We start from the raw sequence: 22,870 nt of genomic DNA on the forward strand, positions 1-22,870 counted from the left end.
TCATCCTGGTATGGCCGCCTGGCAAAGCCGGTCCGGACCGATCCGGGCAAGGCAGGCAGCGGAATTTTCCCCCGAGCGCCGTTCCGATCGAACGAGAGCGGCAAGGCGGCGAAGCGTGGCGTTGGTATCGGCAAACGCGATGGAAGCAAAGGGTTGGCCGCTCGCTTTCGCCGAGGCAAGCAGCGAAACGTGATCCGGCATACCGCACAGCGTCAGTGCCGTTGCTTGCGGATGGGCGCAGCCCTTAGGGCAGCCGCTCACATGCAGCTTGAACGAGCCGTCCAGCAGATCGGCGCATTCTGTGGCAGCGCGCGTGGCGATCTCGTGGGTGGCAATGGTGCCGGAACGGCAGGCCGGGCGTCCGGTGCAGGCAGCGATATGACCGCGCGGATCGGCAGCCGACGTCACGAAACCGGTGTCTGCGGCAAATGCCGTCAATGTGCGGCACGCGGTCTCGCTGCCGAAGAACAGGAGCGAATGATCGAGCGCCGGTTTGACGGTGCAGATGTCCAGGCGTGTGGCTTCCGTGCAGAGGGCAATCATGTTTCCGGCATGGGTCTGGCCGAATGCCGGGCCTAGGCCGGTCGCGAACGTGCCGCTTGAAAGGGCATGCAGCGTGAAAGGGGAGATGGTTGCGGCAGTAAAATCGTTGGCAGGTAGACCTGAAGCGAGGTCACGACCGCGGGCATCGCTTCCAAGCGAGGCGAGCTTTTCGAGAAGAGAGACGGTCGCCTCGATGGCCTCTGTTTCACGTAAAACGTTGAAAACACGCCCGGAAGCTTCGGTGCCGCCGAGCAGGATCTTCCAGAGGATTTCGCTATCCGCCTCCACGGCGACCAGCCTTATATCAGCGATCAGCCCGGACAGTGTCAGGCGACCCGTACCATCGACGATGACAGATGTCTTTGGCGCAAGGCCTTGGATGTCGCGGTCGCGGTCTCTGATTGCGTCTGCCAGCGGGCGCGGATCGGCGATCTCGGTGGCGTCCTCACCGGCAAGCGGCGGCACGTCGACGGCAAGGCCATCGCGCAGCGGCAGGTCCAGCGCCCGGACCTCGGCCTCGAGCTGCGGCGCAGAGGTTTCGCTCAAGCCGCGGATCTGCAGGTTGCCACGGGCGGAAATGTCGATCATGCCGTTGCCGTGGCGCATTGCCAGGCGGCAGAGATCGGCCAGTTGCTCCGGCGCGATTGCAGCGGTCAGCGGCACGCGCGCAAGCAGGCCGTCGCCCGTCATCATCGGCGCAGAGAGTGCAGGGCAGGCGCCGCGTCTCATATCCGGATCGGCTCGATCGCGTGCGATTGCCGTCATGCGACCAGCCTTTCGCAGTCTTCGGCCAGCATCTCCAACTCGGCATCCACCGCGTTGCGGCGTGGATGCCAGAGACCGCGATCGAGCGCGGCGCGGAACCGCAGGCCCATGTAGCGGGCGCCTTCGGGGTTCTGCGACAGCAGGAAGTCGCGCACTTTCTCGTCACCCAGATAGGCATCATAGGTCGCGTCGATCAGCGATTGCGGAACGGCGTGGGTGGTCTCGGCAAAGCCGATCAGCCGGTCGACGGTTTCGACCAGTTCGGCTGCACCGCGGGGGCCGTGGCGCATCTGACCGGCGATGAAGCGTGGGTTGACGGCACGGGCGCGCACGACGCGGGTCAGGGCCTCGGAAATGGAGCGGGCTTTGGGCTTCTGCGGATCGGTCGTATCGAGCGCGATCAAATCCGCCCTGCCGCCAAGTGCCGCGACGGCTGCGGAAAAGCCGCCGATGAAGGCAACGTCGGCGGACCCGTCGAGAAGATCGCGGCCGGGATCGTCGCCGGTATGGACAAGCAGGTTGGCGCTGCCGATCCGCTCGGCAAACCCGCCGGGAACGTGAATGCCATCGCCATCGGCACCGCCGAATGCGTGGCTGGTAGCGTCGAGATAGAGACGGCCGAGTTCCTCGCGTTCGCCCCAGCTGCCGTCGGCAAGCTTTTCCTCTATGCCGGCACCGTAGGTGCCGGGGGCCGAGCCGAAGATGCGCGGGGGCACGTGGCCGAGCGTCTGTGCGTCTTCCGCCAGCGGATTGTCGCCCGGGGCCTCCTCGCGCGCCGCAATCGCCCGCATGGCGGCATCGAGAAGTGCGATCAGTGCCGGAAACATGTCACGGAACAGGCCTGAAATTCGAAGGCTCACATCGATACGCGGGCGTCCAAGCGTCGCTGGCGCCAGAACCTCGATACCGGTGACGCGGCCGGTTGCGGCGTCCTGGACGGGTCTGGCACCCATCAGCGCCAGAACCTGCGCCACTTCCTCGCCGCCGCTTCGAAGCGAAGCGCTGCCCCAGAGGTCCAAGACGAGGCTTTTCGGCCAGTCGCCATGGTCCTGCAGGTATCTGCGCAAAATCTCGTCTGCGGCGCGCTTGCCGAGTTCGAAGGCGGTCGGGGTCGGCAGGGTGCGCGGATCGCTGGGGTAGAGATTGCGCCCGGTCGGCATCACGTCGCGGCGGCCACGGGCGGGTGCGCCCGACGGTCCGGGGCGGATATGCCGGCCATCTAGCGCATCGATCAGTGCCTGCATTTCGGTTCCGGCACTGGCGATCCGCAGCGGATCGTCGTCACCGTCGGCGACTTCACCAAACACGTGCTGGCCATCCTTGATGGCGAAGTCCTTGAGGTCGCAGAGAAACGCGTCGATGCGGCTGAGTGCGGTGTCGGGGTCGTCATCACTTGTGATGCCGGCCTCGGATGCCAGTCCGCAGTCGGCCGCAGTCTCGACGATCAGTTTCGCCAGCCGGTCGCGGCGGCGCCGATCGAGCCCGTCGGCCTGCGCGTATTCGTCGACCAGCAGCTCGAATTTCGTCTGCTCAACCGAAAGGCCCGCACCGGCCAGAACCGGCGGCAGGTGACCGATGGTGACCGCAGAAATGCGCCGCTTAGCAACCGCCGCCTCGCCGGGATTGGATACGATGAACGGATAGATGACCGGCAGGCCGCCGGTTACGAGTTCCGGAAAGCAGTCTTTCGATAGCGCCACTGTCTTTCCCGGCAGCCATTCCAGCGTGCCATGGGCGCCGACATGAACGATCGCATGGGCTCCTACGGCATCGCGCATCCACTGACCGAACGCATTGAGGGCATGGCGCGGCGGCAGGTCGGGGCTGTGATAGTCGGCGCGGCGGTCTGCATCGCGGCCGCGGTCCGGGGCAAGCGCCACCGTGACATTGCCGAATTGCGCGGCGCGGAAACGGTAGGCACCGTCTTCCAGATCCGCATCCATTGCGGGCTCGCCCCAGGCGGAATCAATGCCAGCTGAAGGGCTGTAGGTTGCCAGCGGATATTGCACTGTCCTGGCGGCCAGAAGATCCAGAAGCGCGCGCGGGGTTTGCGGGATATCGGAAATAGAGTAGCCGGCTGTCGATAGCGTGCTGAGGATCGTGAGAACGCTTTGCGGCACGTCGAGGCCGACGGCATAACCGGTGCGGCCCGGCGCACTCGGATAATCCGGCATCAGGATGACGAGCTTTCGCTCGGCGCGGGACACGGTCTTCATCGCAAGGAAGGCGGCGATCCGGTCTGCGACGTGTTCGATACGGTCAGGTTCGGGCTGGTTGATGAGATCGGCCGTCTTGTCGCCGGCCTTGAACGAGATCGCGCCGGCGAGAATGCGGCCGTCCAGTTCCGGCAGCACGACATGCATGGCAAGATCAGAAGGGTTGAGGCCGCGGCGGCCTTCCATCCATCCGTCCCGCCGAGTCGTTGCGGTGACCAGCTGGAAGACGGGAATCCCTGAGCGGTCGAAAATCGTGTCGCCGTTGTCGTCGGTCGCACTTGCAAAGGCTGTCGTGGTGAGAATGGCGGCCGGATCGAGGTCCGCGAGCGCCTGTTCGACAAAGCCGATGGTGTCGGCATCCTTCAAGCCGCCGACGAACATCGGCATCGGTGCGAAGCCGCGGGCAGCCAGCGCCTCATACATCGCGTCGATCGGTGCTGCATCATTGGCAAGCAAGGTGGAGCGGTAGAACAGGATCGGCAGCCGCTGCGCATCGGGCGGGAAATCAGCCAGAAGCTCCTCGGCGGTGGAGATGCCGTGGCCGGGCTTGTAGAATCCCCGCTTCGGCATCGGCGTCGCGGTCGGCAAGCTTTGCGTTTCGCCGCTTGCCAGGGCATCCAGGCGGCGCGCCAGACGCTGCATATTGTCCGGTCCGCCTTCGCGGAAGAAGGCGAGAACGTCCATCAGCGTCGCATCGGGCACGGTCGAGGCAGCGGCCAGGCGGTCATCGCTGATGCTGCATTCCCCCGGCAGCATCGCGAGCGGGATCTTCTTGCGCTTCGCCAGCCGCGACAGCTGATCGGCGCCATAGGCCCAGCGATCATAGCCGCCGAGAATGCGCACGAGGATGAAGCGCGCATGGGCAGCGGTCTTTTCGAGCCACAGGTCGACGGACATCGGATGGCGAAGGTCGGAGATATTGGTGAGGCAGAGGCTCGCCTTGCCATCGCTCCAACCCGCTGCGATGCCATTCAGGTCGCTGCCGGAAAAAGACAGCACCACCACATCTGCCGGCGACTGGTTGAGGTCGACCGGCTCGATCAGGTCGTCGAGCGACGACGAAGTGGTGGCGAGAATATGCATCCTTTTCCTTCTAAAACCCTCTTACGCCGCCAGCATCTTTTCGATTGCAGCCCGGTCCATGCCCTTTTCGCCGATCACGACGAGGCGGCTCTGTCGGGTCTCGCCTGCACCCCAGGCGCGGTCGAAATAATGGTTCACGCGCGAACCGACCGCCTGCACCTGAAGGCGCATCGGCTTGTTCGCGACGTCGACAAAACCCTTGATGCGCAGCACGTTTTCCGCTTCCGCCGTGGCGGAAATGCGGGCAGCGAGTTCGTCCGCATCGGCAACGGCTGGAATATCGATGACGAAACTGTCGAAATCGTCGTGATCGTGATCCAGCTCGTCATCGTGATGCGTCTTGCGGTTTTCGATATCGTCCTCGACGGCAAGACCGAGACCGATCAGCACGCTCGGATCGACGGCGCCGTTTGCGGCCGGCACGATCTTCACCGCGCGCGGCAGATGCGCCTGGACGCGGCCCTTGGCGGCGGCAAGCGAAGCCTGGTCGAGAAGGTCGGTCTTGGTCAGCACGATCATGTCGGCGCAGGCGATCTGGTCCTCGAACACTTCCTCGACCGGGTCGTCATGATCGATCGAGCTGTCCTCGCTGCGCTGGGCTTCCAGCGCTTCGTGATCGTCTGCAACGCGACCTTGCGCGAGAGCCAGACCGTCCACCACGGCAATGACGGCGTCCACGGTGACGCGGGCCTTCACATCCGGCCACTGGAAGGCTTGGACGAGAGGCTTCGGCAGGGCAAGGCCGGAGGTTTCGATGAGGATGTGGTCCACGCGCGGTTCGCGGGCCAGGATCTGGTCGATCGCCGGAACGAAATCATCGGCGACGGTGCAGCAGATGCAGCCGTTGGCAAGTTCGATGATGTTGTCATCAGGGCAGCTTTCGATGCCGCAGCTCTTCAACACGTCGCCATCGATGCCGACATCGCCGAACTCGTTGACGATGATCGCGAGCTGCTTGCCCTTGAGGTTTTCGATCAGGTGACGGATCAGCGTCGTCTTGCCGGCACCGAGAAACCCGGTGATCACGGTGCAGGGAACGCGGTCGAATGAAACGCTCATGAAGGCAGGTCCTCGTGGTGCTGGAATGGGGGAATGCGGGCCGTCATGCCCTTGCCGCGAAGGCACATGGGGCGGCCGCGAAGGGGAAGTAAACCGCGCTCGTCGTCAGCCAGCATCATCGCGCCGACCAGGATGTCCTCGACCGTGTCGAGCGACAGATGACCAAAGACATAGGACCAGCCGGAGCGATGGTTGAAGGCAGCACTTGGGCCTTTTTCGCAGTTGGCAAGACAGGTGACGGGTTTGACGGAAAGAGGCTTGCCGGCGGCAGCTTTGCGGAGGGCGTCCATCAGGCCGATGCCCGGGCGCGCCTGGCTATCGGCGGCCTCGCGACAATTGGTGCAGACGAAGATCGTCACATCCGGCTCGCCGGCGAGGCCGTCTGCGGACGCATCGCGCTCGTCTTTTCGTTCGTCAATTGCCATCGTGTCGCACTACCGCCCAAGTCAATAACATCGGGGTGCACGACAGGAAGGCAAGCCTATCCTGCAGAGTGAAAGAAGCTTTACCGGAGCACCCCGCCCGGAAAGGCACGTTTTCGAACGGCAGGTCTCCTGGCTCGCGGGTCGTCACCATCCGCCTGCCTTCCCGGATTTCTCCAGTGGCCATAGTGGCAGGATGGCTCGCCGCTTACAGTTGCGGGGGCAGCCGCGGCATTGAACCATGGGATCTAAAAGACGATCCCGGGCTCGCACCGCATTCTCTCTTAGCCCCTACCGTTGCCGGCAAGGGACCGTATCGCAGTCACCTAAGCCTTGTCGCAGGGCAGTGTCAATGTCGCAAAGGCGATTGCCCGTCTGGGGAAACCGTCTATAGTGACCCTGTCTTTGGTGCCCGAGAGGGCTCATCGAAGGGAATGCGGTGCGACGACATCTTGGCGTCAAACCCGCGGCTGCCCCCGCAACTGTAAGCGGAAAGTCTCTGCTCAACATGCCACTGGAGACATCCGGGAAGGCGGATCAGAGGCGTTCGATCCGCGAGCCAGGAGACCTGCCGGAGACGATAGGCACAGTGAAAGCCCTCGGGTGGAGGGCAGAAAGACGACGTCCATGGTTACGAACTCTGCTGCCGGTGCAGCCAGCGTGTCCGCATCGAAAATCATTCCTCTTGGCATGACGGCCGTACTCGGCCTGTTCATCGTCGGCTTTGTCGGCTTCTCGCACATCGAGGCCGTGCACAATGCGGCTCACGATACGCGCCACTCGCTGGCCTTTCCCTGCCACTAAGAGGAATTTCCCCAATGTCGCTGTTTCGTAACATCGTCCTCACGGCGGTGATCGCAGGGCTTTTGTCCGGTGTCCTGATGACCGTGATGCAAAGCTTTTCCGTCGTGCCGCTTATTCTCGCAGCGGAGACCTATGAACACGCCGGCGGCAACGGCGCTGGACATAGCCATGGCACAGCTCCGAATACGGTAGCCAGCACTGCAGCGCCGGCTTCCGCTCAGCATGATCCCGCCGAAGAGGCATGGGCGCCGGCTGACGGGATCGAGCGCTTTGCCTACACGGCTGCGGCCAATGCGCTTTCTGCCATCGGTTTTGCGCTGGTTGCCATCGCCATTGCCGAAGCACTCGGCGGGTTTGGCGGATGGCGCGGCGGATTGATGTTCGGCATTGCTGGCTTCCTCACCGTCAGCCTCGCACCCGGCCTTGGCCTGCCGCCGGAACTTCCGGGCATGCCCGTCGCCGAACTCGGACCGCGGCAGATCTGGTGGATTGCGACGGCCGTCTGCACTGCCCTGGCCCTTGGCCTGCTTGCCTATACCCGCTCCGCCCTTCTTGCAGCGCTCGCGGTGGTCCTGCTCGTTGCGCCGCACATCATCGGTGCACCGCTGCCGCCGACCCATGACAGCGCAGTACCGATCGACCTGCATGCGCGGTTCGTCAATGCCGTCTACGCGACGAACCTCGTCTTCTGGGCCGTTCTCGGAGCGCTTTCCGGCGTCATTCGCGAGCGTTTTCGTGCTGGTGAGGAAATTTCGACCACGTCCAAGGAGCTTGCAGTCCGTTGAAGGAAATCGATCAGACCACCGAGCAGCGCCACCGCGCCAAGATGGAAAACCGCAAGGCGGTTCAGGATGCCGAAGTCGCGGAGAAGACCGTCGAGAAGGGGCTCCTCATGGTTCATACCGGCTCCGGCAAGGGCAAGTCTACGGCGGCCTTCGGGCTGGCCTTGCGGACGCTCGGCCACAACCGCCGCGTCGGCATCGTGCAGTTCATCAAGGGCGCATGGTCAACCGGCGAGCAGCCGGCGCTTGCTGTGTTCGGTGACCGCATTGCCTGGCACACGATGGGCGAGGGCTTTACCTGGGAAACCCAGGATCTCAAACGCGACATCGCCGCTGCCGAGAAGGCCTGGGGCATGGCACTCGAACTGATGGCGGATGAAACGATCGGCCTCGTCATTCTCGACGAACTCAATATCGCGTTGCGTTACGATTATCTCGATCTCGAAACGGTCGTTGCCCAGTTACAGGCGCGCCGGGCGGATCTGCACGTGGTCGTCACCGGCCGTAATGCAAAACCGGCTCTGATCGAGGCGGCGGATCTGGTGACCGAGATGACGCTCGTCAAGCATCACTTCAAGGCCGGCGTCAAAGCCCAGGCCGGCATCGAGTTCTGACGGGTGGTGGCGCGCGCTCTCATGTTTCAGGGGACAGGCTCGGATGTGGGCAAGTCGCTGGTCGTTGCCGGGCTTGCCCGCGTCTTCACGCTGCGGGGCTTGAGTGTCCTGCCCTTCAAGCCGCAGAACATGTCCAACAATGCTGCGGTCACTGCCGATGGCGGCGAGATCGGCCGGGCGCAAGCCCTGCAGGCGAGGGCGGCCAGCGTGCCGCTCAGCGTCCATATGAACCCGGTTCTGTTGAAGCCCCAAAGCGAAGTCGGCGCCCAAGTGGTGGTGCAGGGCAGGGTCGAGGGCAATGCCAAGGCGGCCGAATACCAGCTTCTGAAGCCGAGGCTGCTTTCGCGGGTGCTTGAGAGCTTCGAGATCCTGAAAGCGAAGGCAGACCTCGTCCTCGTCGAAGGGGCTGGCAGCGCGTCCGAAATCAACCTTCGCCAGAACGACATTGCCAATATGGGTTTTGCCCGCGCTGCCGATGTCCCGGTGGTTCTGATCGGCGATATCGACCGGGGCGGCGTGATTGCGAGCCTCGCCGGCACCAAACTCGTCATCGATGCTGAGGATGCTGACATGATCCACGGCTTTATCGTCAACCGTTTTCGCGGCGATCCCGCCTTGTTTGCCGAGGGCATGCGGATGATCGGTTCGTTTACCGGCTGGCAATCGATCGGACTGTTGCCGCATTTCGCCGATGCAGCACTTCTGCCGGCAGAAGATGCGCTCGGCCTTACCCAGTCGTTTGCGCGCAAGCCCGACGCGAAACTGCGCATCGCGGTGCCGATCCTGCCGCATATTTCCAATTTCGACGATCTCGATCCGCTGGAAGCGGAGCCGGATGTCGAGCTCATCCGTGTCAGGCGCGGCGAGGCTATCCCTGGAGACTGCGATCTCGTGCTGCTGGTCGGCTCGAAGGCGACGATCGCGGATCTGGCTGCGCTTAGGGAGGCCGGCTTCGATACCGATATCGCAGCTCACTACAGGCGCGGCGGGCGCGTTCTCGGGCTGTGCGGCGGGTACCAGATGCTCGGCAGACGGATATCGGATCCGGAGGGATCGGAGGGCCCTCCCGGTTCGGCGGAAGGGCTGGGGCTTCTCGATGTCGAAACCGTGCTGTCGGCGTCAAAGCGGCTGGAGGCTGTCGAGGGTGTCAGCTCCGACGGGATATCCTTTGCCGGCTACGAAATGCATACGGGTCATACCACCGGCGCCGATTGTTCGCGGCCGTTCTCGACCGTTGCCGGCACTCCGGAAGGTGCGTCGTCTAGGGATGGCAGGGTGGTCGGCACCTATGTGCACGGATTGTTTTGCGACGACCGGCAGCGTTCGGCCTGGCTCTCGCGTCTCGGCGGCACCGTCTCGGGCTTAAATTACGAAGCGAATGTCGATGCCATTCTCGATCGCCTTGCCGCGCATATGGAGCAGCATCTCGACATCGACGGACTGATCAAAATTGCCAGATGAGCAGCGCCAGAATGCCGAACAGGCCGATCAGCAGCGCATCCGCCACGCGCGCGAGCTTGAGGGCGCGGGTGATATCGTCGAAATTCAGGTTGGTCCGGTTGCCCTCTCCCATGTAGCGGGCTTCGAGCATCTGGCCGCCGTAACTGCGGGGGCCCGCGAGCGCGATGCCAAGCGCGCCCGCCATCGCCGCTTCCGGCCAGCCGGCATTCGGCGAACGATGATGCTTGGCGTCCCGGCGGATCGCACGCATGGCATCGCGGGGCGAGGCGTCCTTGACGAAGACGGCGGCCATAACGAACAGCGCCGCCGTCAGTCGCGACGCCGGCAGATTGATCAGGTCGTCGAACCGGGCCGCGGCCCAGCCGAATGCTTCATGACGCGGCGACCGGTGGCCGATCATGCTGTCGGCGGTATTGGCAGCCTTGTAGGCCGCGCCGCCGGCCAGCCCGCCGATGCCGAGCCAGAAGGCAGGGGCGACGACGCCATCGGAAAAATTCTCGGCCAGGCTTTCGATCGCCGCGCGGCACACCGCGGCGTCATCGAGCTTTTCCGGATCACGGCCGACAATCATCGAGACGGCCTTGCGTCCGGCGTCGAGCCCGTTGTAGCGCAGCGCGGTTGCGACGGCTTCCACATGGGTCTCGAGGCTCTTCTGGGCCGGCAGGCTGGCTGCGGCAAGCACGAGAAGGATTGGTCCGAAGGGCAAAAGCATGAGAACAGCCGCAATCGCCAGCGCGGCGGCGACGGTGCAGCCGATGAGGACGAACAGCGCGAGAATGCCCATGCGTTTGCGGCTGGCGAAATCCTCGCCCTCGCGGTTCCATCGACTGTCGAGTGCCGATATCAGCCGGCCGATCCAGGTGACGGGATGGCCGACGCGTTTGAACAGCCAGTCCGGATAGCCGAAGATGCGCTCGGTGATCAGGGCGAAGAATGCGAGAAGGAACATGACGTTGGCGATCTCTGATTTGGGCAGTCCGATACAGCATGGCGGCAACCTCGCCATGGCGCGTGCGCTGTTTCCTTGGGCACCCGAGCCGTGGATCGATCTATCGACCGGCATCAACCCGCATTCCTATCCGCATACGCCGATCCCCGGCAATGTTTTTGCACGTCTGCCGGAGCCTTCTTCGCTCGAGAGGTTGAAGACGGTTGCAGCTGAGGCGTACCAGGCACCATCACCATCTCATATCGCGGCTGGGCCGGGAACGCAGATCCTGCTGCCGATCATCGCCGAGCTGGTCGCAGCGGACGGAAAGGCAGCCATCCTGTCGCCCACCTATGCGGAACATGCACGTGCCGCGGCAATGGCAGGCTTTCAGGTTCTGGAGACGGATGATCTCGACCATCTCTCGACCGCCAGTCTCGCCGTCATCGTCAACCCGAACAATCCGACCGGCCGGATCGTGTCGACGGATGACATCCTGGCGCTGGCAAAGATTATGGCCGCGAAGGGCGGCCTGCTCGTCGTCGATGAAGCTTTCATGGATGTGTCGGAGGCGCAGAGCGTTGCCGGCGATGTCGGCGACGGCGGGCTGATCGTGCTACGCTCCTTCGGCAAGTTCTACGGCATGGCCGGACTGCGGCTGGGATTTGCGATCGGCGATCCCAAAATCACCGCGAGGATCGACGAGAGGCTTGGGCCCTGGGCAGTCTCCGGTCCGGCATTGCATGTGGCATCCGAAGCGCTGGCCGATGGAGAGTGGCAGGCTGCGATGCGGCTCAAGCTCAGCACGGATGCTGCAAGGCTGGACGCAGCTCTGTCGGCTGCCGGCATTCCGGTCTTCGGCGGCACGTCATTGTTTCGTTTCATCCATGACAGGCGTGCTCAAGGTCTCTTCCATAATCTCGGCGAACACGGGATCATGACCCGACGCTTTAGCGAGCGTCCGGACGATCTACGGCTCGGACTTCCTGACAAGAAAGACTGGACGCGGCTGGAAGCCGCCCTCGGACGCTTTTAGCCGCCGAACCGGTCTCGCCAGGATGGTTGGGCGTTAACGTTTGGCAGCGCGGTCGCCTCGAATACACCCCGGGCCACGGCTCTTGCTGTCACGAGGGTCGCGAGGTGGCAGAGTTCGGCGAAGGCGCCCATGTCGTCCATCGGGATCTTTCCGGTGGCGGCCGAAAAGATCGTGTCGCCGTCTCTAGGCAGATGCGCGGGCAAGACGGCGCGTGCCAGTCCGTCATGGGCCATGATCGACAGTCTGTGCACCTGCGCCTTGGTCAGAACAGCATCGGTGACGATCACGCCGATCGTGGTTGCCTTCAACGTCACGCCCTTTATCCGCAGGGTCGTGTGGTCGGCCGTGAATGTCGAGGGAAGGCCGAGACCACCGAACTCGTCATCCTGCTCGAACGGCGCCGACCAGAAGTGCTTCGTATCACCGACCGTTGCGGCGCCCATGGCATTGACGGCCATGAGGACGGCAATCGTGTGCCCTGACGCGGTTTTCGCGCTTGCCGAGCCGATGCCGCCCTTGACGGTCGCGGTCGTGGCGCCGGTGCCGGCCCCGACCGTGCCGAGCGCGAATGTGCCTTTCTGCGCGGCGCAAAAGGCGTCGTAGCCCATGTCGCGATAGGGCGAATGGAGGCCCCAGTCCTTGTTGCCGCCGTTGAGAAGATCCATCAGGATCGCCTGCGGCACGATTGGCACCCTGGCAGAACCGACGGGAAAGCCGCGTCCGATCTGGCGCAGGCCCGCCTGCACCCCGCCGGCTGCATCCAGCCCGAAGGCCGAGCCGCCCGAGAGAACGAAGGCATCGACTGTCTGCACCGTCATGGACGGGTCGAGAAGAGAGGTCTCGCGCCCGCCCGGTGCACCGCCGAGAACGGAGCCGGAAGCGACTGCCGGCTCGTCGAAGATGATCGCGGTGACGCCCGAGCCAAGCTGCAGATCGGTCGCGTGGCCAACGGCCACGCCTTCGATATCGGTAAGAAGGTTCAATGGCGCCACCATGAGAGCATCAGTCGATATCGAACTTGACGCCCTGCGCGAGCGGCAGGGTGCGGCCATAGTTCACGGTGTTGGTGGCGCGGCGCATGTAGGCGCGCCATGCGTCGGAGCCCGATTCGCGGCCGCCGCCAGTTTCCTTCTCGCCGCCGAAAGCGCCGCCGATTTCCGCGCCCGAAGGACCGATATTCACGTTGGCAATGCCGCAATCGGAACCGCGTGCCGACACAAAGGCTTCGGCTTCGCGGATGTCATTGGTGAAGATCGAGGAGGACAGGCCCTGCGGCACATCGTTATGCAGCGCAATCGCTTCGTCGAAGTCCTGATATCGGATGACGTAGAGGATCGGCGCGAAGGTTTCGTCTCTGACCGGGCCGGTCTGATCAGGCATTTCGACGATCGCCGGGCGCACGTAATAGGCATCAGCCGCTTCGCCCTCCAGCACGCGTTCACCGCCAACCACCGTGCCACCGGCGGCCTTGGCGGCATCGAGTGCCGCCTGCATCTTGTCGAAGGCTGCCTGATCGATCAGCGGGCCGACGAGATTGCCGTCCTGCAGCGGGGAGCCGATGGTGACCGACTGGTAGGCCTTGGCAAGCCGCGGAACGAGCGCATCATAGACGCTGTCATGGACGAAGAGGCGGCGCAGCGTCGTGCAGCGCTGTCCGGCTGTGCCCATGGCGGAGAAGGCGACACCGCGCAGGGTCAGATCGAGATCTGCCGTCGGGGTGACGATCGCGGCATTGTTGCCGCCAAGTTCGAGAATGGAGCGGGCAAAGCGCTTGGCCAGCCGCGGACCGACTTCGCGGCCCATGCGGGTGGAGCCGGTCGCAGAGACGAGCGGGACCTCGTCGTGATCGACGAGGATTTCGCCGATGTCGCGACCGCCGATCAGAAGGGTCGAGAGGTTCGCAGGGGCTTTTCCGCCATCGGCGATATAGCGGGACAACGCTTTTTGAAAGATCGCTTGGGTGGCGAGCGCGGTGAGCGGGGTCTTTTCGGAAGGCTTCCAGATGGTGGAATTGCCGCAGACGAGGGCAAGCGCTGCATTCCACGACCAGACGGCGACGGGGAAGTTGAAGGCGGAGATGATGCCGACGGGGCCGAGCGGATGCCAGGTTTCCATCATCCGGTGCTCGGAACGCTCGGTTGCGATCGTCAGGCCGTAGAGCTGGCGCGACAGGCCGACTGCGAAATCGCAGATGTCGATCATCTCCTGGACTTCGCCAAGACCTTCGGAAGTGACCTTGCCGACTTCGATCGACACGAGGCGACCGAGGGAAGACTTGGCGGCACGCAGTTCCTCGCCGAGGAGACGGATCAGTTCGCCACGCTTGGGCGCCGGCACAAGGCGCCATTCGAGGAATGCCTGATGCGCTGCGTCGATCGCCTTCCTGGCATCGTCCGCTGTCACTTCCGGCAGCTTGCCGATTTCCGTGCCTGTGATCGGCGAGCGGACGGTGAGTGTCCCGCCCTTGTACTGGTCGGCTGTGACGCCGAGATCAGCAAAGATCTTGTCCACTTCGGCGACGAGGTCGAGTTTGGCGAGCGTCATGTCGGTCTCCGGATATCGAAATTTGGGGTCAATCTACAAATCGGCGCCGGTTTGACAACAGGTGCGCCGATATTCGTTCTGGGTCAGAAGCGTTCGCCCGTGAAATGAGCGATCTGAGCGCCGGCCTCGTAATAGGCTTCCTTGATGGTGCGAAAGCCTGGTTCAATGACCGTGGTCAGCGGCAGCGGCAGGTCTTCCTCGGTGATCTCGCCAAGGATATGGCGGGCAAGAACCTTACCGAAATTGGTGCCCGGCGAGATGCCGCGACCGTTATAGCCGGAAAAGCCGATGACGTTGCGGCCGAATTTGTGGAAGCGCGGCAGGGCGTTGTCGGTCATGCCGATCTTGCCATACCATTCGGCCTCGAATTCCACGTCGCCGAGCTGCGGAAACAGCCGCTTCAGCGACCGCCGCGCCCAGGATTTGTGGATGTCGAGGCCCGTTCCGCGCAATGCGCCGACGGACCCGAAGACAAGGCGGCCGGCTTGGTCCATCCGGAAGGAGGACAGGACTTCCTTCGTATCCCAGCAGCCTTCGGAATTCGGCAGGACCGATCCGCGCAGGTTGGCGGACAGCGGCTTTGTTGCCAGGTTGAAATAGGGCAGGTGCACCTGTTCGCGCCGTATCTGCGCCCATGGGCCGGTGCTGTAGGCGTCGGTCGATACGATGATCCAGTCGGCGTGAACTTCGCCGTCAGCAGTCTTGACGATCTTCTTGCCATCGGCCTCGGACGTCTCGATGACGGCGCTGCCCGTGTGGATTTTGGCCCCGGCCTTGATTGCCGCATGGGCAAGGCCCCTGGCATAGGCCAGCGGCTGAAGCGTGCCGGCGCGCATGTCGAGGAGCGCGCCCGAATAGGCGTTTGTGCCGATCCGGCGTTCGGTCTCTGCGGCATCCAGCATGGTGACCGGGGCGCCGCGCTTTTGCCACTGGCGCGCGCGTTCCTCCAGTTCCCGCAGTCCCTTGTCACCGACAGCGCAGTGGAGCGTGCCGTTGGTTTCGAGTTCGCAGGCGATGGCATGCTTGTCGATCAATTCGCGGACGAGGTAGGGGCCGTTGCCGAGCAGGTCGAGCGCCCGCTCGCCGTAGTGATCGCCGAGTTCTTTCGGAAAATCGTCGGGCATGACCCACATGCCGGCGTTGATCAGCCCGACGTTGCGGCCGGCACCGCCAAAGCCGATCTCGGCTGCTTCCAAAAGGACGACGTCGACGCCGCGTTCCGCCAGATGCAGCGCCGCGGAGAGACCGGTATAACCGCCGCCGACGATCACCACGTCCGACGACGTTGATCCCCTCAGAGGAAGAGTGGAAGGAGCCGCAGGAGCGGTTCTTTCCCAGAGGCCGTGGGAGCGCTGGTCGTCGAGCATCGAAAGTTCCCGCACTTTATGTTTTGCAGACTTTACAGAACCGCTTTCCCGATGAATATCGACATAATCTCAACAGGTCATTCGCGGGAGGAATGACAATGCTCCCGCCAAGACGGTTTCTTCCATCGTTTTCGCTTCTTGCCGCCTTCGAGGCGGCGGCTCGCAGTGGTAGCGTCACGGCGGCCGCGAACGAACTCGGCCTGACGCAGAGCGCTGTCAGCCGCCAGATCTCCGCGCTCGAGAAGCAGCTTGGCGTGGCGCTGTTCCTGCGCGAGCGGCAAACCATCCGGCTGACGCTTGCCGGCGATGCTTATGCGCGCGAGGTGCGTGAAGCATTGCGGCGGATTTCCAATGCGTCGCTGAACCTCAGGGCCAATCCATCCGGCGGTACGCTCAATCTCGGCATTCTGCCGTTTTTCGGTACGCGCTGGCTAACGCCAAGGATCGGCCGGTTTCTCGATCTCCATCCCGGCGTCGTCGTCAACCTCACCACCCGGCTCGAGCCATTCGACTTCCGGTTCGATACGCTGGATGCGGCGATCCATTTCGGCTCGGCGCGCTGGCCGGGCGCTGCCCTGACATTCCTGATGGACGAGGATGTGATCCCTGCCTGCAGCCCGGCTTTCCTAAGGAAGCATGGCATCCAGTCGCCTGGGGATCTGGTGCATGCGCCGCTGCTTCATCTCAACAGCCGGCCGGATGCCTGGGAGACGTGGTTCCGCAAGGCAGTAACCGAGTTCGAAGCATTACATGGCATGCTGTTTGATCAGTTCGCGACCATGGTGGAGGCTGCCGTGGCAGGGCTTGGCACGGCGCTGCTGCCGCGGTTTCTGATCGAGCGCGAACTCGAGCAGGGGCTCCTGATCGAGGCGGTTGCCGGGGGATCGATGGGGACGGGCCAGTATTATCTCGCCTATCCACCCGACCGCGCAACCTATCCGCCGCTTGCCGTGTTTCGCGACTGGATCTCGCGGGAGATCGAAGCGGATGGCGACCGGTCACTTGCGATCGCGGGCGCTATCGGCCAATAGTCCGTGAGACTTGTTATTGTTTTGACCGACCGACGGGAAGACCCTGATGAAACCGATATTCGTCCAGCTTCGCTGCAAGCCCGGCAAGACCTACGAGGTCGCCGACGCGATCTACAAGACCGAGCTGGCTTCCGAACTCTATTCCACCAGCGGCGACTGGGACCTGCTCCTGAAGGTCTATATCAGCGGCGACGACGAGATCGGCCGCTTCGTCAACGAGAAGATCGCCTCCATTCCAGGTATCGAGCGGTCGCTGACGACGATGACGTTCACGGCGTTCTGATCCGTGATGCCTTACATAGAAAAGCCGCTTCAAGGGCGGCTTTTCTGTCTCGACGATCAGGTTTGATCAGGCAAGCGCCGTCGGTGCCTGGGCGCGTGCACGCACCAGGTCACGGATGGCCAGTTTCACTTCGTCGGGCGAATTGAAACGCTGCTCATCGAGATCGATGACGTGAAACTTCACGGCAATGAATTTCAACCGGTCTTCATCCGGGATAACGATACCGACGGGCTCGCCGCCGAATTCTATAACTTGCTTTTGCATGGCATGCTCCCGCGTTTGCTGCCTAAAGCGCAGCACTGGCGAATGGATTTTCAGGAACGAAAGAACTGAAAGGTCTACATTCGACAGCACGGAAGGGAGCTACGCTCCGTGCCTAGCATCTTATACGCGAACCGACCGCAGGCGGCGACGTAAGCAGGTTTAATCATGTCACTCTCCCTCATGGCGTTGCGTAAAATGCCGACGGATAACGTCCGTCGATCGAAAGTGGACTTTAGGTGACTCGCAGAATGCGATCAACGAAAATCCTTTTAAAGGAAATATTTTTCTGTCTGATGACAGTATCGCGGCGGAAATGTGAAATTTCATTCGCGATGGCCTGTCCTTCGACAAGCCAGGAAATAGGTGCGGGCCTCGTCTGCGACAAGATGAGACCGGCTAAAGTTATTGTGACACGTTGTTATCCGGCGCTGCGCCGACCGTCGGTAAACCGACAGTCGGATCAAAGCATTAGATGACTCGGATGGATTACCCCATACGCTCGGAGGCGTAGGAGCCGGGGCTCGGCGGGAAGACCACCGTGCGATTGCCGTTGATGAAGGTGCGGTGGTGGATATGCGCATGGATCGCGCGGGCCAGAACCTGGCTTTCCACATCACGGCCAAGCGAGACATAATCGTCGGGCGATTGCGCGTGGGTAATGCGCACCGTGTCCTGCTCGATGATCGGGCCTTCGTCGAGATCGGCAGTGACGTAATGGGCTGTCGCCCCAATCAGCTTCACGCCGCGCTGATACGCCTGCTTGTAAGGGTTTGCACCCTTGAAGCTGGGCAGGAAGGAGTGGTGGATGTTGATGATCTTGCCCGACATTTTCTGGCACAGCTGATCCGACAGAACCTGCATGTAACGGGCCAGAACCACCAGTTCGGCACCGCTTGCCTCCACGACCTCAAGCAACTGCGCCTCTGCCTGCGGCTTGTTTTCCTTCGTCACCTTGATGTGGTGGAAGGGGATATCGTTGTTGACCACCTGCTTCTGGTATTCGAAGTGGTTGGAGACGACGCCGACGATATCGATCGGCAGCGCGCCGATCTTCCAGCGGTAGAGAAGGTCGTTGAGGCAATGGCCGAATCGCGACACCATCAGAAGCACCTTCATGCGTTCTTCGGTATCGAAGATGTCCCATTCCATCTCGAACTTATCCGCGACGGGCTTGAGACCTTCGGAAAGTGCGGAGCGTCCGACGCCTTCTTCCGAGATGAACGATACCCGCATGAAGAAGCGTCCGGTATCCAGATCGTCGAACTGCGAGCTGTCGATGATGTTGCAGCCCTGTTCCGCCAGAAAGCCGGAAAGCGCAGCAACAATGCCGCGCGTGGAACGGCAGGTGACGGTCAGTACATAGCTTTTCATCGATAACCCCTTGGTCTGCACTTGGCGGAAATCCTTGTAGACATAACCACGCCGGCGGACCATATCCGATGGCGTAGGAAACAACAGAAATACGGAGGCGTTTTTCCGTTCCGGCTCAAAGCAATGGAACGTTCCACCCTTACAAACAGCAGCTTAGGCAAGGACGTCAAAAATTCCGGTCCTTTTGCGCCTTTCACGCGTTGATCACCGTCGCGGCGCTTGGTCCGCCGCGCATTTGTCATTCAATATTTTCGAATATTTATTTCGTCGGATTTTGTAAGATACGGGAGGAATGCTGGTGGCTAGAGATGCGGGGCGGTTTCAGGGTAAGGCCTGGTTGGGTAGAAACCTCAGAAGCATTGCCTTGAGGGGTATCGCCTTGATCGGTGCGGCCAGTCTCGCGACGCAGCCGGTTTCCGCTGCCACGACCTGTATGCGGGGCATCAATCTCGCCGGTGCCGAATTCGGCAAGGTTGGCGATGCCTACGGTAAAGGCTACACTTACCCTTCAGCCGAAACGATCCGCTATTTTGCAAGCAAGGGCTTCACGGCCGTTCGGCTGCCATTTCTATGGGAAAGGTTGCAGCCCAAGCTCTATGCGTCGTTCGATCGGGCTGAGGCCAAGCGGCTTGCGGCTACTGTCGAGCTCGTACGCAAAGCCGGGATGGTCGTTATTCTCGATCCGCACAACTACGCTCGCTACAAGGGTGATCTGATCGGGACGGACAACGTTCCGCAAAGCGCGTTCGCCGACTTTTGGCGCAGGCTTTCGGTACGGTTTGGCACAGAGGCAGACATAGCGTTCGGTCTGATGAACGAACCGCATGGTATTGCAGCCGAAGACTGGGTGTCCGCCGCCAACGGTGCGATCGCAGCCATCCGGCAGGCCGGGTCCGCCAGTCTGATCCTTGTTCCCGGCACGGCCTGGACCGGCGCCCATAGCTGGTCTGCCGGCGATTACGGCACCACCAACGCCGCGGCGATGTCGGCGATCGTCGACCCGCAGAACAATTACGTTTTCGAGGTGCACCAGTATCTTGACCAGGATTTCTCCGGCAAGAATGACGAATGCTCGCGTGCCGCTGATGCGGTCAAGGCGCTCTCCGACGTCGGCACCTGGTTGAAGCAGAACAACCGGCGTGGCCTGCTGGGTGAGTTTGCCGTTCCGCGCCAGCCGGAATGCCAGTCGGCATTGGTCGATATGGTCAAGGTCGTCGAGAGCAACCCGGATGCGTGGCTGGGCTGGGCCTATTGGGCAGCCGGTGACTGGTGGCCGGAAGACGAGATCCTTAACATCCAGCCGGTTCGCACGGTCGACAAGCCGCAGATGGCAACGCTTCTGAAAGCGATGTCGGAGAATGCTTCCTGCGGGCGTTAAGCTCTCGGTATTTCACGTGAATCATCGAACGCGGACGGAATTCACACCGGCGGATAGGTGTGTTCGTTGCCGCGGAAATCGCTCACCGAATAGCAGCCGTTGTCAGCACGTGCAGCGCTTTCGCCGATGACCGCCTTGCCGTGGCCACCCGGAATATCGAGCACATATGTCGGCTGGCAAAGTCCGGAAATGGTGCCGCGCAGAGCCGAAACGATTCTCTGGCCCTCGGCGATATCGAGCCGGAAATGGCCTGTGCCTGGCGCCAGGTCCGGATGGTGCAGGTAGTAGGGTTTGATGCGCGTTTCGACGAAAGCCTTCATCAGGTCGCCGAGCACTTTCGGATCGTCGTTGATGCCTTTGAGCAGGACCGTCTGGCTGACCATCGCAAAGCCGGCGTCAATCAGCCTTGCGCAGGCAGCCCGCGCGTCCTCAGTCATTTCGCGGGGATGGTTGGCGTGGAGCGCCACATAGATTGTCTTGCCGCTTTCCTTCAGGGCCGCAATCATCGGCGCATCCACCCGCTCGGGCTCGACCGCCGGCACGCGCGTATGAAAGCGCACGATTTTGACATGCTCGATTTCAGCCAATCCAGCCATGATCACGGAAAGCCGGCGCGGAGACAGGACAAGCGGATCGCCGCCGGTCAGGATGACTTCCCAGATTTCCTCATGAGTGCGGATGTAGTCGAGCGCGGCCGTTAGTTCGTCCGGCGAAAGCGTTCCATCCCCCTGCGGTCCAACCATTTCACGGCGAAAGCAGAAACGGCAATAAACAGGACAGATGTGCACGGCCTTCAGAAGGACGCGGTCCGGGTAGCGGTGGACGATGCCTTTGACCGGGCTATGCGCCGCGTCGCCGATCGGGTCGGCCCGCTCGTCCGGCGTGCTGACAAGCTCGGCCGCGTCGGGCACGAACTGTCGTGCAATCGGATCGGCGTCATCGGTCGGGTCGATCAGCGAAACGACCGTCGGCGTCAGCGCGATCGCGTAACTGCCGGCGACGGCACGGATCCCGTCGAGACGGTCTTGCGCAATCAGACCTGCATCGGCCAGTTCCTCGGGCGTTTTCAAGGTACGCGCCACGCTCACGGCAGAACCTCGGCGACGGGCGCCCACATGACCTGGTCGATGCGGGTCGCGCCGGTTGCGAGCATGGCCAGGCGATCAAAGCCCAGCGCTGCACCGCTTGCCTGCGGCATGATCGAAAGCGCTGACAGGAAATCCTCGTCGATCGGATAGGTCTCGCCGTAGATGCGCGCCTTCTCCGCCATGTCGTGCTCGAACCTACGGCGCTGCTCGGCCGCATCGGTCAATTCGCCGAAAGCGTTCGCCAGTTCCACGCCGCATGCGTAAAGCTCGAAGCGTTCGGCCACGCGGGGATCGCGGGCCGAGGGTCGGGCGAGGGCCGCTTCGGAGATCGGATATTCGCAGAGGATCGTCGCGCGGCCCTGACCGAGATGGGGTTCTATCTTCTCGACCAAGACCTTGCTGAACAGATCCGCCCAAGCATCGTCCTCCGAAACCCGAAGGCCGGTGCGGGTCAGTTCGGCTGCGAGCGCTTCGCGATCTGTCGTGCCATCGGTTTCGACGGAGGAAAGCAGATCGATCCCGGCGTATCGAAGGAAGGCTTCCGCCAGCGTCACGATTTCAGGGTCGGCAAAGGGGTCGGTTTTCATGCCGCGAAACGCAAATTGCTTCGTGCCCGTGGTCTCGGCGGCAAGCTTCAGCATGTCGGCACAATCGGCCATCAACTGCTCGTAGGTTTCGCCAACCCGGTACCATTCGAGCATGGTGAATTCCGGGTGGTGCAGCGGTCCGCGCTCGCGGTTGCGATAGACATGCGCGAAGGTGAAGATGCGCTTCTCGCCGGCTGCAAGCAGCTTCTTTGCGGCAAATTCCGGCGAGGTGTGCAGGTAAAGCGGCGAGGCGCTGCCGTCGATCGTCAGGGCTTGCGTCGCAAAGGCATGAAGGTGGGTTTCGTTGCCGGGCGATACCTGCAAGGTCGCAGTGTCGACCTCTATGAAATCCGCTTTGCCGAAGAAACCCCGCAGCGCTGTCTGAAGCGCGTTGCGGCCCATGAGGAAAGGCCGCCGGTCGGCGTGGCTTTCCGGTGTCCACCATGGGGCAGATCGGGCTTCGGAGTGAAACAGGCTCATTTCGGCTTTCTTCGCGGGTTCTTGCCCGCAAGGCTTCCACTTTGCGCGTTTTTGCGGTAGTTGCCCGGAAAACAGATCATCCGTCCTTCAGGCCGGTTATCGCCCGGTCCTCTACGACGCATTCCCGGCAGTTACAAGCCGGCACGCCAACAAGGAATTCAAATGGTCAAGGTCATCGCATCTTCCGTCCGCAAGGGTAACGTCATCGACGTCGACGGCAAGCTCTATGTGGTTCTCACCGCCGAGAACTTCCACCCCGGCAAGGGCACTCCGGTGACCCAGGTCAACATGCGTCGCATCGTTGACGGCGTGAAGGTGTCGGAACGCTGGCGCACCACGGAACAGGTCGAGCGCGCCTTCGTCGAAGACGTCAACTTCCAGTTCCTCTATGAAGACGGCGAAGGCTTCCACTTCATGAACCCGGAAAACTACGATCAGATCGTCGTGGACGTGGATACGATGGGCGACCAGAAGGCGTATCTGCAGGAAGGCATGACCTGCGTCCTGTCTATGCATGAAGGTATCGCGCTCGCGCTGCAGCTGCCGCGTCACGTCACGCTCGAGATCGTCGAGACAGAGCCGGTCACGAAGGGACAGACAGCATCGTCCTCCTACAAGCCGGCGATCCTGTCGAACGGCATCCGCACGGCCGTTCCGCCGCATGTTGATACCGGCACCCGCGTCGTCATTGCCACGGAAGACAATTCCTACGTCGAGCGCGCCAAGAACTGATCGAAGCATCAGGCTTCATTCGAGCATAAAAA

Annotated in this window: 21 protein-coding genes and 2 riboswitches; of the genes, 9 read left to right on the forward strand and 12 right to left on the reverse strand. The window is 62.3% G+C overall.

Going from position 1 to position 22,870, the window contains the following annotated elements:
• The 4 genes from cobG to ACQY1L_RS15590 are packed head-to-tail and all read right to left on the reverse strand — an operon-like array spanning nt 1 to nt 6,091.
• Nucleotides 1–1,308 carry a precorrin-3B synthase gene (gene cobG, locus ACQY1L_RS15575; RefSeq protein WP_430241650.1) on the reverse strand — a complete coding sequence of 436 codons (1,308 nt, stop codon included), beginning with the start codon at nt 1,306–1,308 and terminating at the stop codon, nt 1–3.
• Nucleotides 1,305–4,607 (reverse strand): cobaltochelatase subunit CobN, encoded by a 3,303-nt coding sequence (gene cobN / locus ACQY1L_RS15580; protein WP_430241652.1) that lies wholly within the window; start codon nt 4,605–4,607, stop codon nt 1,305–1,307. The genes cobG and cobN overlap by 4 nt, the downstream gene beginning before the upstream one ends.
• Before the next feature lie 21 nt (nt 4,608–4,628).
• On the reverse strand, nt 4,629–5,666 hold the full coding sequence (cobW, locus tag ACQY1L_RS15585; protein WP_430241654.1) for a cobalamin biosynthesis protein CobW: 1,038 nt from the start codon (nt 5,664–5,666) through the stop codon (nt 4,629–4,631).
• Nucleotides 5,663–6,091, reverse strand: coding sequence for a DUF1636 family protein (locus ACQY1L_RS15590; protein WP_430241656.1), 429 nt, complete (start codon nt 6,089–6,091; stop codon nt 5,663–5,665). The genes cobW and ACQY1L_RS15590 overlap by 4 nt, the downstream gene beginning before the upstream one ends.
• A 102-nt stretch (nt 6,092–6,193) precedes the next feature.
• Nucleotides 6,194–6,420, reverse strand: a riboswitch (cobalamin riboswitch).
• Between the two features lie 57 nt (nt 6,421–6,477).
• A riboswitch (cobalamin riboswitch) is annotated at nt 6,478–6,678 on the forward strand.
• Between the two features lie 37 nt (nt 6,679–6,715).
• Between ACQY1L_RS15590 and ACQY1L_RS15595 the strand changes: the two genes are divergently transcribed.
• From ACQY1L_RS15595 to ACQY1L_RS15610, 4 genes are read left to right on the forward strand one after another with little or no spacing between them, the layout of a single operon-like run.
• Nucleotides 6,716–6,892, forward strand: coding sequence for a CbtB domain-containing protein (locus tag ACQY1L_RS15595; protein WP_430241658.1), 177 nt, complete (start codon nt 6,716–6,718; stop codon nt 6,890–6,892).
• A 14-nt stretch (nt 6,893–6,906) separates the two neighbouring features.
• Nucleotides 6,907–7,677, forward strand: a complete 771-nt coding sequence (locus tag ACQY1L_RS15600) for a CbtA family protein (protein ID WP_430241660.1) — start codon at nt 6,907–6,909, stop codon at nt 7,675–7,677.
• Nucleotides 7,674–8,288 carry a cob(I)yrinic acid a,c-diamide adenosyltransferase gene (gene cobO, locus ACQY1L_RS15605; protein WP_113112114.1) on the forward strand — a complete coding sequence of 205 codons (615 nt, stop codon included), beginning with the start codon at nt 7,674–7,676 and terminating at the stop codon, nt 8,286–8,288. The genes ACQY1L_RS15600 and cobO overlap by 4 nt, the downstream gene beginning before the upstream one ends.
• Before the next feature lie 3 nt (nt 8,289–8,291).
• Nucleotides 8,292–9,749 (forward strand): cobyric acid synthase, encoded by a 1,458-nt coding sequence (locus ACQY1L_RS15610; RefSeq protein WP_430241662.1) that lies wholly within the window; start codon nt 8,292–8,294, stop codon nt 9,747–9,749.
• On the opposite strand, the gene cbiB is transcribed toward ACQY1L_RS15610, so the two are convergent.
• On the reverse strand, nt 9,733–10,698 hold the full coding sequence (cbiB, locus tag ACQY1L_RS15615) for an adenosylcobinamide-phosphate synthase CbiB (protein WP_430241664.1): 966 nt from the start codon (nt 10,696–10,698) through the stop codon (nt 9,733–9,735). The two genes, ACQY1L_RS15610 and cbiB, sit on opposite strands and share 17 nt — an antisense overlap.
• Between cbiB and cobD the strand changes: the two genes are divergently transcribed.
• Nucleotides 10,697–11,713 carry a threonine-phosphate decarboxylase CobD gene (gene cobD, locus ACQY1L_RS15620; protein ID WP_430261892.1) on the forward strand — a complete coding sequence of 339 codons (1,017 nt, stop codon included), beginning with the start codon at nt 10,697–10,699 and terminating at the stop codon, nt 11,711–11,713. The genes cbiB and cobD overlap by 2 nt on opposite strands.
• Here the strand turns inward: cobD and ACQY1L_RS15625 are convergent.
• From ACQY1L_RS15625 to ACQY1L_RS15635, 3 genes are all read right to left on the reverse strand, one after another.
• Complete coding sequence (locus ACQY1L_RS15625) at nt 11,710–12,708, reverse strand: P1 family peptidase (RefSeq protein ID WP_430241666.1); 999 nt, start codon at nt 12,706–12,708, stop codon at nt 11,710–11,712. The genes cobD and ACQY1L_RS15625 overlap by 4 nt on opposite strands.
• A 7-nt stretch (nt 12,709–12,715) precedes the next feature.
• Complete coding sequence (amaB, locus tag ACQY1L_RS15630; RefSeq protein ID WP_430241668.1) at nt 12,716–14,257, reverse strand: L-piperidine-6-carboxylate dehydrogenase; 1,542 nt, start codon at nt 14,255–14,257, stop codon at nt 12,716–12,718.
• Nucleotides 14,258–14,340: 83 nt separating this feature from the next.
• Nucleotides 14,341–15,624 carry an NAD(P)/FAD-dependent oxidoreductase gene (locus ACQY1L_RS15635; RefSeq protein ID WP_430241670.1) on the reverse strand — a complete coding sequence of 428 codons (1,284 nt, stop codon included), beginning with the start codon at nt 15,622–15,624 and terminating at the stop codon, nt 14,341–14,343.
• A gap of 92 nt (nt 15,625–15,716) precedes the next feature.
• Here ACQY1L_RS15635 and ACQY1L_RS15640 point away from each other — a divergent pair, with 92 nt between their 5' ends.
• Both ACQY1L_RS15640 and ACQY1L_RS15645 read left to right on the forward strand, forming a co-directional pair.
• Nucleotides 15,717–16,655 (forward strand): LysR family transcriptional regulator, encoded by a 939-nt coding sequence (locus ACQY1L_RS15640; RefSeq protein WP_430241672.1) that lies wholly within the window; start codon nt 15,717–15,719, stop codon nt 16,653–16,655.
• 46 nt (nt 16,656–16,701) lie between these two features.
• A complete protein-coding gene (locus tag ACQY1L_RS15645; protein ID WP_062463623.1) occupies nt 16,702–16,938 on the forward strand; it encodes an Lrp/AsnC ligand binding domain-containing protein in 237 nt (78 codons plus the stop codon).
• Between the two features lie 66 nt (nt 16,939–17,004).
• On the opposite strand, the gene ACQY1L_RS15650 is transcribed toward ACQY1L_RS15645, so the two are convergent.
• Together ACQY1L_RS15650 and purU are read right to left on the reverse strand one after the other, a co-directional pair.
• Nucleotides 17,005–17,202 (reverse strand): hypothetical protein, encoded by a 198-nt coding sequence (locus ACQY1L_RS15650; RefSeq protein ID WP_062576904.1) that lies wholly within the window; start codon nt 17,200–17,202, stop codon nt 17,005–17,007.
• Nucleotides 17,203–17,688: 486 nt separating this feature from the next.
• On the reverse strand, nt 17,689–18,573 hold the full coding sequence (gene purU / locus ACQY1L_RS15655) for a formyltetrahydrofolate deformylase (protein WP_184655637.1): 885 nt from the start codon (nt 18,571–18,573) through the stop codon (nt 17,689–17,691).
• A gap of 292 nt (nt 18,574–18,865) precedes the next feature.
• Between purU and ACQY1L_RS15660 the strand changes: the two genes are divergently transcribed.
• Nucleotides 18,866–19,951 carry a glycoside hydrolase family 5 protein gene (locus tag ACQY1L_RS15660; protein ID WP_430261894.1) on the forward strand — a complete coding sequence of 362 codons (1,086 nt, stop codon included), beginning with the start codon at nt 18,866–18,868 and terminating at the stop codon, nt 19,949–19,951.
• Nucleotides 19,952–19,992: 41 nt separating this feature from the next.
• Here the strand turns inward: ACQY1L_RS15660 and ACQY1L_RS15665 are convergent, their stop codons facing one another.
• Both ACQY1L_RS15665 and epmA read right to left on the reverse strand, forming a co-directional pair.
• Nucleotides 19,993–21,039 (reverse strand): lysine-2,3-aminomutase-like protein, encoded by a 1,047-nt coding sequence (locus ACQY1L_RS15665; protein ID WP_430241675.1) that lies wholly within the window; start codon nt 21,037–21,039, stop codon nt 19,993–19,995.
• Complete coding sequence (epmA, locus tag ACQY1L_RS15670) at nt 21,036–22,106, reverse strand: EF-P lysine aminoacylase EpmA (protein ID WP_430241677.1); 1,071 nt, start codon at nt 22,104–22,106, stop codon at nt 21,036–21,038. Before epmA ends, ACQY1L_RS15665 begins: the two co-directional genes overlap by 4 nt.
• 162 nt (nt 22,107–22,268) lie before the next feature.
• Here epmA and efp point away from each other — a divergent pair, with 162 nt between their 5' ends.
• Nucleotides 22,269–22,838, forward strand: coding sequence for an elongation factor P (gene efp / locus ACQY1L_RS15675; protein ID WP_062463637.1), 570 nt, complete (start codon nt 22,269–22,271; stop codon nt 22,836–22,838).
• The last annotated feature ends 32 nt before the right edge of the window (nt 22,839–22,870 follow it).

It is taken from the genome of Neorhizobium sp. DAR64862/K0K3 (assembly GCF_050500185.1).
Lineage (GTDB): Bacteria > Pseudomonadota > Alphaproteobacteria > Rhizobiales > Rhizobiaceae > Neorhizobium > Neorhizobium soli.

What these genes read in the sequence shown, in the direction of transcription:
- cobG (WP_430241650.1), bottom strand. Translation starts at nt 1,308, where the DNA reads ATGACGGCAATCGCACGCGATCGAGCCGATCCGGATATGAGACGCGGC.
- cobN (WP_430241652.1), bottom strand. Translation starts at nt 4,607, where the DNA reads ATGCATATTCTCGCCACCACTTCGTCGTCGCTCGACGACCTGATCGAG.
- cobW (WP_430241654.1), bottom strand. Translation starts at nt 5,666, where the DNA reads ATGAGCGTTTCATTCGACCGCGTTCCCTGCACCGTGATCACCGGGTTT.
- ACQY1L_RS15590 (WP_430241656.1), bottom strand. Translation starts at nt 6,091, where the DNA reads ATGGCAATTGACGAACGAAAAGACGAGCGCGATGCGTCCGCAGACGGC.
- ACQY1L_RS15595 (WP_430241658.1), top strand. Translation starts at nt 6,716, where the DNA reads ATGGTTACGAACTCTGCTGCCGGTGCAGCCAGCGTGTCCGCATCGAAA.
- ACQY1L_RS15600 (WP_430241660.1), top strand. Translation starts at nt 6,907, where the DNA reads ATGTCGCTGTTTCGTAACATCGTCCTCACGGCGGTGATCGCAGGGCTT.
- cobD (WP_430261892.1), top strand. Translation starts at nt 10,697, where the DNA reads ATGACGTTGGCGATCTCTGATTTGGGCAGTCCGATACAGCATGGCGGC.
- cbiB (WP_430241664.1), bottom strand. Translation starts at nt 10,698, where the DNA reads ATGTTCCTTCTCGCATTCTTCGCCCTGATCACCGAGCGCATCTTCGGC.
- ACQY1L_RS15625 (WP_430241666.1), bottom strand. Translation starts at nt 12,708, where the DNA reads ATGGTGGCGCCATTGAACCTTCTTACCGATATCGAAGGCGTGGCCGTT.
- amaB (WP_430241668.1), bottom strand. Translation starts at nt 14,257, where the DNA reads ATGACGCTCGCCAAACTCGACCTCGTCGCCGAAGTGGACAAGATCTTT.
- ACQY1L_RS15635 (WP_430241670.1), bottom strand. Translation starts at nt 15,624, where the DNA reads ATGCTCGACGACCAGCGCTCCCACGGCCTCTGGGAAAGAACCGCTCCT.
- ACQY1L_RS15640 (WP_430241672.1), top strand. Translation starts at nt 15,717, where the DNA reads ATGACAATGCTCCCGCCAAGACGGTTTCTTCCATCGTTTTCGCTTCTT.
- ACQY1L_RS15645 (WP_062463623.1), top strand. Translation starts at nt 16,702, where the DNA reads ATGAAACCGATATTCGTCCAGCTTCGCTGCAAGCCCGGCAAGACCTAC.
- ACQY1L_RS15650 (WP_062576904.1), bottom strand. Translation starts at nt 17,202, where the DNA reads ATGCAAAAGCAAGTTATAGAATTCGGCGGCGAGCCCGTCGGTATCGTT.
- purU (WP_184655637.1), bottom strand. Translation starts at nt 18,573, where the DNA reads ATGAAAAGCTATGTACTGACCGTCACCTGCCGTTCCACGCGCGGCATT.
- ACQY1L_RS15660 (WP_430261894.1), top strand. Translation starts at nt 18,866, where the DNA reads ATGCTGGTGGCTAGAGATGCGGGGCGGTTTCAGGGTAAGGCCTGGTTG.
- epmA (WP_430241677.1), bottom strand. Translation starts at nt 22,106, where the DNA reads ATGAGCCTGTTTCACTCCGAAGCCCGATCTGCCCCATGGTGGACACCG.
- efp (WP_062463637.1), top strand. Translation starts at nt 22,269, where the DNA reads ATGGTCAAGGTCATCGCATCTTCCGTCCGCAAGGGTAACGTCATCGAC.